The organism is Mucilaginibacter sp., from assembly GCF_039935595.1.
In the GTDB taxonomy this organism is placed as follows: Bacteria; Bacteroidota; Bacteroidia; order Sphingobacteriales; family Sphingobacteriaceae; genus Mucilaginibacter.
Map to the genome: position 1 here is coordinate 1 of NZ_JBDTJZ010000145.1, position 11,623 is coordinate 11,623.

Annotated in this window: 11 protein-coding genes and 1 pseudogene; 11 read left to right on the forward strand and 1 reads right to left on the reverse strand. The window is 39.3% G+C overall.

Annotated features, from left to right (window positions below):
* The 11 genes and pseudogenes from ABI367_RS09660 to ABI367_RS09710 form a co-directional block, all read left to right on the forward strand.
* A partial coding sequence (locus ABI367_RS09660; protein WP_462229242.1) for a hypothetical protein occupies positions 1-388 on the forward strand: 388 nt, incomplete at its 5' end.
* Entirely contained in the window at positions 388-1,401 is a 1,014-nt protein-coding gene (locus ABI367_RS09665; protein ID WP_462229244.1) for a glycosyltransferase family 4 protein, read from the forward strand. The genes ABI367_RS09660 and ABI367_RS09665, both read left to right, overlap by 1 nt.
* Positions 1,402-1,522: 121 nt before the next feature.
* Complete coding sequence (locus ABI367_RS09670; RefSeq protein WP_462229246.1) at positions 1,523-2,650, forward strand: glycosyltransferase; 1,128 nt, start codon at positions 1,523-1,525, stop codon at positions 2,648-2,650.
* Positions 2,643-3,920 carry a glycosyltransferase family protein gene (locus ABI367_RS09675; RefSeq protein WP_462229248.1) on the forward strand — a complete coding sequence of 426 codons (1,278 nt, stop codon included), beginning with the start codon at positions 2,643-2,645 and terminating at the stop codon, positions 3,918-3,920. The genes ABI367_RS09670 and ABI367_RS09675 overlap by 8 nt, the downstream gene beginning before the upstream one ends.
* Positions 3,917-5,080 carry a glycosyltransferase family 4 protein gene (locus ABI367_RS09680; RefSeq protein WP_462229250.1) on the forward strand — a complete coding sequence of 388 codons (1,164 nt, stop codon included), beginning with the start codon at positions 3,917-3,919 and terminating at the stop codon, positions 5,078-5,080. The genes ABI367_RS09675 and ABI367_RS09680 overlap by 4 nt, the downstream gene beginning before the upstream one ends.
* Positions 5,064-5,909, forward strand: coding sequence for an FkbM family methyltransferase (locus ABI367_RS09685; RefSeq protein WP_462229252.1), 846 nt, complete (start codon positions 5,064-5,066; stop codon positions 5,907-5,909). The genes ABI367_RS09680 and ABI367_RS09685 overlap by 17 nt, the downstream gene beginning before the upstream one ends.
* A 27-nt stretch (positions 5,910-5,936) precedes the next feature.
* The gene (locus ABI367_RS09690; protein ID WP_462229254.1) at positions 5,937-7,352 is read left to right on the forward strand and encodes an exosortase Y-associated Wzy-like protein; all 1,416 of its coding nucleotides are present in this window, start codon (positions 5,937-5,939) and stop codon (positions 7,350-7,352) included.
* Positions 7,349-8,485: an XrtY-associated glycosyltransferase XYAG1 gene (locus ABI367_RS09695; protein WP_462229256.1), complete on the forward strand. Its 1,137-nt coding sequence runs from the start codon at positions 7,349-7,351 to the stop codon at positions 8,483-8,485. The genes ABI367_RS09690 and ABI367_RS09695 overlap by 4 nt, the downstream gene beginning before the upstream one ends.
* On the forward strand, positions 8,478-9,098 hold the full coding sequence (locus ABI367_RS09700) for a class I SAM-dependent methyltransferase (protein WP_462229258.1): 621 nt from the start codon (positions 8,478-8,480) through the stop codon (positions 9,096-9,098). Before ABI367_RS09695 ends, ABI367_RS09700 begins: the two co-directional genes overlap by 8 nt.
* A pseudogene (xrtY, locus tag ABI367_RS09705) lies at positions 9,095-10,505 on the forward strand (exosortase Y). Before ABI367_RS09700 ends, xrtY begins: the two are co-directional and overlap by 4 nt.
* Positions 10,492-11,043 (forward strand): WcaF family extracellular polysaccharide biosynthesis acetyltransferase, encoded by a 552-nt coding sequence (locus ABI367_RS09710; RefSeq protein ID WP_462229260.1) that lies wholly within the window; start codon positions 10,492-10,494, stop codon positions 11,041-11,043. Before xrtY ends, ABI367_RS09710 begins: the two are co-directional and overlap by 14 nt.
* 3 nt (positions 11,044-11,046) lie before the next feature.
* On the opposite strand, the gene ABI367_RS09715 is transcribed toward ABI367_RS09710, so the two are convergent.
* Positions 11,047-11,623, reverse strand: a 577-nt coding sequence (locus ABI367_RS09715) for an Obg family GTPase (protein WP_462229262.1), incomplete at its 5' end; no start/stop codon positions are given.

Genomic DNA, 11,623 nt, shown 5'->3' on the forward strand with positions numbered 1-11,623 from the left:
ATTGTATTTTAAATATAAAACCGGCCACATAGATACCCGCGAGTTTTGGCTGCTGGAGTTACTTGTAATTACATTTACCTTTTTTAACAACCCGGATAAATGCATCTTCGCCGCCGAATTATTAACCGTTTTAGGCATGGTTTATTGGAACCATTCGGGCAAAATAACAAAGTTCTTTGCGGCAATATCCTATTCATTATACCTTATACACATACCCATAGGTGGCCGTTTTATGAATTTAACCGAACGCTACACACACTCGATATATGTAAGTAACCTGTTTTTATTAGCGGCCATTACTTTGTGCATTATATGCGCGTGGATATTTTATAAATTAGTTGAATTGCCAGCAATAAATCTTTCGCGTTCACTCATCAAAAAATTTTAATGAGGATATTATTAATTATGGATCCCGGCATACCTGTACCCCCACTATTATATGGCGGGCATGAACGGCTGGTTGATCTGTTTGCCGGCGAATATACAAGGCTTGGCCACCAGGTAACCTTATTGGCCGGACCAGACTCACATTGCACGGGTACTACAGTTACTTACGGGATAAATGACCTTGATCGTTCAAAAAAACAGCGCAATAAAGAGGTTTGGTTTGTATGGAATTATTTGCGGAAAAATCATAAAAACTTTGATTTGATACACAATTTTGGGCGGCTAATATATTTATTGCCTGTACTAAACGCCCCGGTTAAAAAAATAATGACCTATGGCAGGCCGGTAGCGCACGCGGGCATACGTATATTTAACCTGCTGCCCAACAAAAATTTGATTTTTACAGCCTGTAGTAATTATTGCGTAGGCACGGGTAATATTGCCGGGCAGTGGCATACGGTTTATAACACGATAGATTTTTCGACTTACGACCTTAACGAAACAATTGCCGAAGACGCCCCATTAATGTTTTTGGGGAGGCTGGATAAAATAAAAGGGGTACATACCGCCATACAGGTAGCAAAGGCCACTAACCATAAATTATTAATAGCAGGTAATATATCGCACACACCCGATAATTTAGCCTATTACAAAATCGAGATTGAGCCGCTGATAGATAACGACCAGATAGTTTACTTAGGCCCATTAAATGATACCGAAAAGAATATCTACCTGCAAAAAGCTAAAGCCCTATTGTTCCCTATTGAATGGGATGAGCCCTTTGGCATTGTAATGATAGAAGCTATGGCCTGCGGCACCCCGGTAATAGGTTTTAAACGTGGCTCGGTACCCGAGGTTATTGAAGATGGCGTTACCGGTTTTATTGTAAGTAATAAGGATGAAATGATACAAAAAATACCATTATTAAGCACCATAAGCCGCAAAGCCTGCCGGGAGATTGCCGAAAGCAGGTTCAACTTAACTAAAGTGGCTAAACAATATTTATCACTTTAATCAAACTAATATCAAAACAGCTAACAAAAAAGCTTTATTAATTACTTCGGGTCAGCCCTCGCTAAACCCGCGCCTGGTAAAGGAGGCCGATGCGTTAAGCGATGCCGGTTTTGAAGTAATAGTGCTTTATGCCTACTGGAACAACTGGGGCGATGATTTTACTAACCACCTATTACCTAACAAAAAGTGGAAGGCTATTTTGGTTGGCGGGCACCCGTTTAAAAGTCCGGCGGTATATTTTATCAGCAGGATGATCTTTGCGTTAGCTAAACTGAAAGTTATGTTTGGCCCGGTACTTTTTTATTCAGAACTGGCCATTGCGCGGGCCAGCTTTTTTTTAATTCGCGAAGCAAAAAAACATAAGGCCGATATATATATCGGTCATAATCTGGGGGCTTTAGCCGCAACTATAAAAGTTGCTAAAAAATACCATGCTAAATGCGGATTTGACATTGAGGACTATCACCGTAACGAAACCGATAACAGTACATCAAGCCCCAAATACAAGCTAACTAAATACCTGGAAAATAAATATCTGGTAAAGGCTGATTATGTAACGGCTTCGAGTCCGAAAATAACAGAAGCTTATGCTGAGCTTTATCCTGCAAAGCACCCGGTTACCCTATTGAATGTGTTCCCCAAAAGCCCTGTTAACATTACGCGAACTGCAAACTTAACAGGACCGGTAAAAATTATATGGTTTTCGCAAACAATAGGTACCAACAGGGGGATTGAAGATGTATTGATCGCCCTAAAAATTTTAGATAACAATAACCTGCACCTACACCTGTTAGGCAATGCAGATGATGCAGTAAAAACCGAGTTTGCACAGCTGGCAGGCCCGGCAGCAAACAACCTGTATTTTCATGAACCTATGCCGCCCGATGAAATTGTGGGTTTTATTACTCAATTTGATATTGGGCTGGCTTCTGAACCTGGTTTTAGTATAAATAACGAATTGGCATTAAGCAATAAAATATTTACCTATATGCAAGCCGGGTTGGCCATTATTGCCAGCGATACACAGGCCCAGCAAAGCTTTATACAGGCAAATCCGGATATAGGAACGGTATATCCTAAAAAGGATAGCGGTAAGCTTGCGGAGATTTTAACCCATTATAATTTAAACCGCGATGAGTTATTTAAAGCCTGTGTGGCATCATTAAATTGTGGACTTGAAAAATATAACTGGGAAAATGAAAGCGTTAAATTTTTAAACCTAATAAACCAAACCTTAAAAGTTGAATAAAAGGGTACTCATTATATCGCCATACTTTCCGCCCGCTAATACGCCGGATATGCAGCGGGTGCGCATGAGCCTGCCTTATTTTGCAGCTAACGGCTGGGATGCCGAAGTGGTAACGGTTAACGGGCTATATATGGATGTGGTGAAAGATGACCTGTTGCTCAAAAGCATCCCCGAAAGTATAAAAATACACACCGTTAACGCCCTTGATAAATCATGGACAGCTAAATTGGGTCTGGGTAGCATAGCCCTGCGGTCACTTTGGTTTTACCGTAAAAAAGTAAACCAGTTGTTAAAAACAGGAAAATATGACCTTGTTTATTTTTCAACCACGCAATACCCGGTTTGTATTTTAGGTGCTTACTGGAAAAAACGCTTCGGCGTGCCCTACATTATTGATATGCAGGACCCCTGGCACTCGGATTATTATGAAGACAAACCTAAACACCAGCGCCCTACCAAATATTGGTTTAGCTACCGTTTAAATAAATACCTGGAGCCATTGGCCATAAAAAAGGTTGGCGGTTTGATAAGTGTTTCTGAAAAATATATTGCCGATTTAAAAGACAGATACCCGGCAATAAAAAATATTCCTGCTGCTATCATAACATTCGGCGCTTTTGAGCCCGATATTAAAATAGCCCGTGATAACCTGAACATCTTAACATCTATACTTGACACCAAATTTAAAAGCTTGGTTTATGTGGGGCGCGGCGGCGAAGATATGCACAAAGCCATAACGCCGCTTTTTGAAGTAATGGCTAAGGGATTGATAGATGAACCCGAAATGTTCAGCAAGCTAAAAGTTTATTTTATAGGCACCAGTTATGCCCCAGGTGGCCGGGGTACGCCAACCATATTACCATTAGCTAAACAATACAGGCTTGAACAAAATGTAATTGAAATAACCGACAGGATAAGTTATTATCATACCCTGATAACTTTATTGCAAGCGGATGCGCTGTTTGTGCCCGGATCAGACGACCCGGCTTATACGGCATCAAAAATTTATCCTTATTTGTTAACCGGCAAACCGCTGCTTACTATATTTAACCCGTTAAGCCCGGCCATAAACACTTTAAACGAGTATGATTCGCCTTTCAATTACAGCTATGATACAGCTGATATATCATCGAAAGTTTTCAACTTTTTAAAGCAAATTATCGCCGGAAACATCCCAACCATTACCTACAACGCCGAAGCTTTAAAAAAACATAGCGCGCAAAACATGACCTTACAACAATGCGATCTTTTTAACCGGGTAATTAAATGATGCGCTTAGCTATTATAACAACCCACCCTATTCAATATTATGCGCCGGTGTTTAAACTATTACATGAACGCCAAAGGATAGCTGTTAAAGTATTTTATACCTGGGGAGAAACCGCACTGGATAAATACGACCCTGATTTCGGAAAAAAAATAACCTGGGACCTTCCTCTTTTAGACGGGTATCCTTTTGAATGGGTAAAAAATACGGCTGCAGATGCCGGCTCGCACCACTTTAAAGGCATTATAAACCCCGGGCTTATAAATCAGGTTAATAATTATAAACCTGATGCTGTTTTATTTATAGGTTGGGCCTACCATAGCCATTTAAAGGCTATGCGTTATTTTAAAAATAAAGTGCCTGTGTTTTTCAGGGGCGATTCGACCTTGTTAGATGAAAAGCCAACTTTACGATCGTTTTTAAAATCGTTTTTTTTAAAATGGGTTTACAGCCATGTTGACCATGCCTTTTACACCGGTACACACAATAAGGCCTATTTTAAAAAGTACGGATTAAAAGATAACCAACTCACATTTGCGCCACACGCGGTTGATAATAACCGTTTTAAAACCAACCGACATACCGAAGCGCAGGAGTTAAGAAACCGTTTAGGATTAAAGGATGAAGATATCCTTATACTGTTTGCCGGTAAGTTTGAGCCTAAAAAAAATCCGGAAATTTTACTGGATGCTGTATTGAAAATAAACAATCCAAAAATACATTTGCTTTTTACCGGCAACGGGCAATTAGAGTCCGCTTTAAAACAAAAAGCGCAGCATAGCCCCAATATTCATTTTATCGATTTTCAAAATCAAACCAATATGCCGGTAGTATATCAGGCCTGCAATTTGTTTTGCCTGCCATCAAAAGGTCCGGGCGAATCATGGGGGTTAGCTGTTAACGAGGCCATGGCGTGCAGCAAAGCTGTATTGGTTTCAGATAAATGCGGCTGCGCTATTGACCTGGTTATTAATAATAAAAATGGCGCTATATTTAAAAGTGAAAATATGGATGATTTAACGGCACATTTAAATCAACTTACTAAAACCAGAGATGGCTTAACAGATTTAGGAAAAACGTCGGCATTGTTAATTGAAGACTGGAATTTTTTAACCATTGCCGAAACTATAGAGCAGAAATTATTAAATGAAGCGCAGCGATAAAATAAAGTTAAGTTTTACCAGGAACTGGAACTTGCCGGGCCAGGAACGGCTTGCTAACTGGTTTAAACCCTCAAACCAACTTAAAGCCGAACTTAAAAATGGTATTATTTGGCTAAATACGGACGATATAGCTATTTATACCACGGCCGATAATTACATTGAATGGACCATATTAAGTACTGGTACTTATGAGGACGAAATTGGTAAACTGATAAAACTATCCCTAACCGAAGGTGATAACGCTTTAGATATTGGTGCCAATATTGGTTTACAAAGTTTACGTATGTCGGCGTGTATCGGCCGGGCCGGAAAAGTTTTTTCGTTTGAACCTTTGGAGCACCTGCAGGAAAAATTCAGAAAAAATATCGACTTAAACAAAGCAAAAAATGTTTCGCTATTTCCTTTTGCATTGGCCGATAATGAAGGCGAGGCCGAACTTACCATTAATAAAGCCGACTGGAACCAGGGAGCTTTTAGTTTGCGTAACACAAACAGCGGTACCGAAAAGCAAAAAATCATTATCAAAGTGGCCGATGAGTTGCTCGAAATTCAATCATTAAATAGCCTGGCCCTGGTAAAAATTGATGTAGAAGGTTTTGAATATCACGTGTTAAAAGGATTAAAACAAACCCTGCAAAAACATAAGCCACGTATTATTTTTGAATACGATAGTAATTATTGGCAGGCCGCCGGCCAAAACGCAGCCGATTGCTTTGATTTTTTACATGCGTTAAACTATTTGGTATATCAGGTAAACCCGGTAGATTGCGAATTAATAAACATTGCCGCAGATATTGAGGATGGAAATTTATTTTGCATACCTGAATAATATGTCAATATTTAAAAAAACACCCCAATGAAAAAGCCACCAATAGGGTTATATGCCATATTTTTTATGCCCTGGCTGTTAGCCGAATTGTTTGGTGGATTTTATATTTTATCATACCTGATAGCCTGGTTGGGATCGTTTTTTATTTTTTATTTAACCCTTACCGGTAAAATAAAGGAATTACCAGACGACAGAAAAGTATCAGAACAATTAATGCGCCCTATATTTTTGGTGCAAATTGTTTTTGCCGGTTATATGTGCTGCACATCTTTTTTTTACTTTTTAGATGTTTTGGGCTATCAGGATTTTCATAAAAACCCCATTTTAACATTAGTAGATCAAAACAGGTTAATGCTTACCGCGCAATGCCAGCGGTACTATTGTTTGGCGCACGCATCATTTGTAACCGGGGTTTTATTATTTATGAAATACCCAAACAAACAACGCTACCATATTGATGCCGACAAAATAGCCAACCTGCTGCTCATTACTGCTTTAATAAGTTTACCCGTATCAATAGCTTGTTACCTGGTACCAGGGTTATCGCAGTTTTATTTCCAGTTAGGTTCATTAAGTTTTATTGCCGGTACACTGGCGCTGGCTTATGCCATACCGCTTAAAAAAATGGCCAACACTATAATATGCTTAATACTTTATTTCTTCAACTTTTACCAGGCGCTTATTTCGGGCTATAAAGAACCTATTATTATTAGTGTTCTGGTTTTAGGCATATTTTTATACCCTAATTATAAAAAGGTGGTAACCTACTTTTTGATGCCATTTTTATTATGCTTGTTTATGCTGCTACCTACTTATAACCGGGTATTCAGAGAAAACTCATGGACAGAAACAACAGACCAGGACGAGGCGCGAAGCCTGGCCATTGACGCGGTTTTAAACAGTAAAAAAGATAAATTAAATGGCCAGGACGACAGCAACTGGGAGTTTTACGCGTTTAGGTTAAGTGAAATTGATATGTTTACCATATTTGCTAAATCAACCCCGGCACATATTGGTTATTATGGTTTAAAATTGCTTGAACAATCATTTACCGCTATAATACCCCGGGCCTTTTGGCCCTCAAAACCCAGTACCGAAGATTTGGTAATGGAGCGTGTTTATGATGCAGGTGTGGTATACCGTGGCTCAAGTGTTTCGGCAAAGCCTGCCTTTGTGGTTGATGCCTACCTTTCGGGCGGCCCATTTGGTATAGTTGTGTGCCTGCTTATATATGGCGCTACCGCGCAATTACTTTCTATACAGGCCGAAAAACTATTTGGCGGCTATGTATTAGGTACAGCGCTTATATTTTCGGGGCTGTTCCAAATACTTTGGCGCGGGCTAAGTTTTGAGTTTTTGATCAATTCGGTTTTTTGGAGTTATATAACCATGCTGGTTATTTTTAAAATATTTAAAACTTATAATGTATTAGAAGAGGTTTGAAAATTATACAAATTAATGCCTCCTATAAGCCCGCGTTAATATACGGCGGCCCCACCATGTCGGTAGCTATGTTATGCGAACAACTGGTAATTGCCGGTACTGATGTTATTGTATTTACCACTACAGCCAATGGCTACGATGACCTGCCGCAAAAAACAAATGCCAATGTTGATGGCGTTAAAGTAACTTATTTTAAACGATTAACCAAGGACCATACACATTTTTCGCCCGCTTTGTTAATTAAATTATGGCAGCAGGTAAAAAAAAATGACCTGGTACATATTCATGCATGGTGGAACACAGTATCCGTGCTATCCTGTTTAATAGCGGTACTTCGCGGGGTGCCTGTAGTGGTTTCGCCAAGGGGGACTTTAAGCCCCTACTCCTTTTCTAATAAAAACAGGGGGATAAAAAGCATCATTCATAAATTTTTAGGTAAGCCTTTGTTAAACAAATGCCACATCCATGTTACTTCCGAAAGGGAAGCACTGGCTATAGCGCAATTGGTTAATCCTGCAAGCATAACCACTATTGCTAATTTTGTTAAACTGCCGGTAAACTTTACGGCCCATAATACATTGCCTGTCGATACTTTACGATTACTTTTTTTTTCGAGGATAGAAGAAAAAAAAGGGCTGGACATACTGTTTAAAGCGCTTACAAAGGTTACTGTCCCTTATCACCTAACTATTGCAGGTACCGGCGAAGAAACCTATATCACTTACCTTAAACAACTGGCCGCAGATAATGATATAACCCAATTTATTACATGGGCAGGCTTTTACAACGAAGATAAATTTGAGCTGCTTAATAACCATGATCTGTTTATACTGCCATCGCACGACGAGAATTTTGCCAATACCGTTATCGAGAGTTTAAGCGTAGGCACCGCTGTATTAATAAGCCAAAATGTAGGCTTATATAATTATGTTGAGCAAAATAAAATGGGCTGGGTATGCCAGGTATTTCCCGATTCAGTTACCACATTTATCAATAACATAGCTATACACTGCCGTGAAGAACTTATCCGTATCAGAAAAAATGCCCCTGCCATAATTTACAATGATTTTAAAGCGGATAAATTAGTTGAAAAATACATAGCTATGTATAACCAAATTATAAATAATGACTGATTATAAAGATTATGGCTATCATGCCGATACCATGACACATAATTTTAATTATATGTTACAGCCATTATTGAGTTTGCTGGATAAAACAACCAATACCTGCATTTTAGATCTGGGTTGTGGTAATGGTTATTTGGTTAACTATTTAATTTCAATGGGTTATAATGCTTATGGGACAGATGCCTCCGAAAAAGGCATCGCGATAGCCAAACAAATTAACCCCGACAGGTTTTTTGTGCAGGATCTATCTACCGGCAAACTACCTGAACAATTACAGCAGCTAAATTTTGACACCATTATATCTACAGAGGTAATTGAACACCTGTATGACCCGTTAGAATTTGTTGCTTTTTGTAAAACCATTTTGAACGGCAAGGGCCAGCTTATACTATCAACCCCTTACCACGGGTATTTAAAAAACCTGGTAATTAGTATCTTTAATAAATGGGATACCCATATTACACCGCTTTGGGTAGGGGGGCATATTAAATTTTGGTCGAGAGCTACATTAAGCTTATTATTAACCAATGCAGGGTTTACAGTTACTGATTTTAAAGGAACCGGGCGCATTCCTTATTTTTGGAAATCAATGCTCATTAAAGCTACATTAAATTGAACAGGCAGTTATCCTTTATCATTTTAACTTATAACGAGGAATTACATTTACCGCGTTTGCTGCAATCCATCAGCGAGTTAAACGCACCTGTTTTTATAGTAGACTCGGGCAGTACCGATGATACCATAAAAATAGGCGAAAGCTTTGGCGCGCAGTTTTTACACCATAAGTTTGAGAATCACCCTAAGCAATGGGATTTCGCGCTTAAAAACTTTGATATACAAACACCCTGGGTTATAGGCCTTGATGCCGACCATATTGTAACCCCCGAACTTAAACACTTACTGCTAAATTTTAAGGACGAGGATTACAAACCTATAAACGGTATTTATTTTAACCGCAAAAACTTTTTTAAAGGTACCTGGATAAGGCATGGCGGTTACTACCCGTTTTATATGCTTAAAATGTTTCGTTTTAACATTGGCTATTCGGACATAAGCGAAAATATGGATCACCGTTTTATAGTGCCCGGACAAACCGTGGTGTGGAAAAACGGTATTATATTAGAGGAGAACTTAAAAGAGAATAACATTAGCTTTTGGATAGAAAAGCATAACCGTTATAGCGACCAGTTAGCTATTGAAGAGGTTGAACGTATAAAACAATTGCGCCTGCAAACCATAACCCCGCGCTTTTGGGGGTCGCCTTATGAACGTTCGGCGTGGTTTAAGCGATTATGGTACAGGCTACCGCGCTACGTAAGGCCCGCCTTATATTTTACTTACCGTATGATATTTCAACTGGGCATATTAGATGGCCGCAACGGGGTAATATTTCACTTTTTACAGGGCTTTTGGTTCAGGCTGATTGTTGATATTAAAATTGACGAGATACTAAAACAGGAAAATGATGCTAAAAAACAAGCATAGCCCTATCAGGTTCGCGATTGTTTTTGTAGTTCTGTTTGTATGCTTTTATTATTTTAACATTATGTACCTGGGCATTACCACCCCGGGCAATTACTATACCGCTTTTTTAGCTGATCATTTAAATTACGTACAATGGCTGCGCACCTTATTGCTGCAATGCAGTAAACAAATATTGGTATGGATGGGCTTCACCACCATAATAAATAACATAGACCTGTTGGTTGTCGGGCATAATATTATCGAACTGGCTTACTCCTGCCTGGGTTTTGGGGTGATGAGCTTTTTGGCCGCGTTTGTAATTGCCTATCCGAAACCATTAAAACATAAGATCATTTTTTTTATAGCAGGTGTACTTACTTTCCAGGTTTTAAATGTTATACGGTTCATCCTATTAGCCCTGTACTGGCAATCAAAAGAAACCAAAATTATTGACCACCATACTATATTTAATATAATTATATACGTTATTATACTTATAAGCCTGTATTTTTGGACAAAACACGATTTTGCCGTAACTAAAAAGCATGAAACAAACTGACCTTTACAGCTATAACAATTCGCCTTATCATCCAGGTGGTACTGCTTTAAAGCGGGTTTTATGGTATTATGTTAATGTGTTGTTTTTTAAATCGTCCCTATTTCCGTTTTATGGGTTTAAAAATACTTTGCTAAGGTGGTTTGGAGCAAAGGTTGGTGATCAGGTTGAGCTAAAACCCGGTGTAAATATTAAATACCCCTGGCACCTAACTATCCGCAACGAGGTTTGGATAGGCGAAAACGTTTGGATTGATTGCCTGGTGCCTGTTAATATAGGTAACAACGTATGTATATCGCAAGGCGCGGTTATATTAACGGGCAGCCATAATTATAAAAAACCTTCTTTCGATTTGATAACAGGTAACGTGGTCATAGATGACGGGGCATGGATAGGTGCTTTTGCAGTTATAAATCAAGGATTAACAATAGGCGCACACGCAGTACTTACTGCCGGTTCCATCGCCACAAAAAACCTTGAACCTTACAGCATTTACCAGGGCAACCCGGCCGTAAAAGTACGCGATCGCATTATTGAATAAGTTTTACTGCTTATTGATCTCGGCCCAAAGCAGGTCCTTTAGCTCCGCAATATTCTTCTGAGCTACTGATGATATAAATATCGACGGGATATCCGCAGGTACTTCCTTCTTCATCTCCGCAATTAATTCATCGTCCAGCATATCGCTCTTAGTAATAGCTAATACACGCGGCTTATGCATTAATTCCGGGTTGTATTCGTTTAACTCGTGCAGTAAAATTTCAAATTCCTCTGTAATGGTGCGTGAGGTATCCACCGGAATCATAAATAACAATACCGAGTTACGCTCAATATGTCTTAAAAAACGTATTCCAAGTCCCTTGCCTTGCGACGCTCCCTCAATTATGCCCGGAATATCAGCCATAACAAACGAGCGATTATTACGATAAGCCACAATACCTAAATTAGGTACCAGCGTGGTAAAAGCGTAATCAGCAATCTCGGGTTTAGCGGCCGATACTACTGATAACAAGGTTGATTTACCCGCATTAGGGAAACCTACCAAACCAACATCAGCCAGTAACTTAAGTTCCAGTATATTCCAATGTTCTTGTCCTTCTTCGCCCGGCTGTGCAAAACGT

Coding starts and splice junctions, on each gene's coding strand:
- ABI367_RS09665 (WP_462229244.1), top strand. CDS start 388: ATGAGGATATTATTAATTATGGATCCCGGCATACCTGTACCCCCACTA.
- ABI367_RS09680 (WP_462229250.1), top strand. CDS start 3,917: ATGATGCGCTTAGCTATTATAACAACCCACCCTATTCAATATTATGCG.
- ABI367_RS09690 (WP_462229254.1), top strand. CDS start 5,937: ATGAAAAAGCCACCAATAGGGTTATATGCCATATTTTTTATGCCCTGG.
- ABI367_RS09700 (WP_462229258.1), top strand. CDS start 8,478: ATGACTGATTATAAAGATTATGGCTATCATGCCGATACCATGACACAT.
- ABI367_RS09685 (WP_462229252.1), top strand. CDS start 5,064: ATGAAGCGCAGCGATAAAATAAAGTTAAGTTTTACCAGGAACTGGAAC.
- ABI367_RS09710 (WP_462229260.1), top strand. CDS start 10,492: ATGAAACAAACTGACCTTTACAGCTATAACAATTCGCCTTATCATCCA.